The 227-nt window shown below is 66.1% G+C and carries 1 protein-coding gene; it reads right to left on the bottom strand.

Annotation, left to right across the window (positions count from 1 at the left end; translation table 11 throughout):
* A partial coding sequence (locus tag F6X37_RS38220) for a hypothetical protein (protein ID WP_187614714.1) occupies positions 1 to 227 on the bottom strand: 227 nt, incomplete at both ends.

Here is a 227-nt window from a genome sequence, read left to right on the forward strand (position 1 = left end):
CGGCGTGCCGTTGTCGATCACGACGATCGTGTCGCCCGGTTCACCCTTGCCCACCAGCGTCGGCGTCGTGTCGTCCGTGCTCTCGCCATTGCCCACCGGACCCTGGATCGGACCTTCGTCGTCAATCACTTCGCCAATGACTGGCTGGTCCGGCGCAGTCGTGTCCACGATCACCACGTGCGGCTCCGACGGCCTGCTTTCGTTGCCCGCGGGATCACGCTCCACCA

Source organism: Paraburkholderia sp. 31.1, assembly GCF_014397645.1.
In the GTDB taxonomy this organism is placed as follows: Bacteria; Pseudomonadota; Gammaproteobacteria; order Burkholderiales; family Burkholderiaceae; genus Paraburkholderia; species Paraburkholderia tuberum.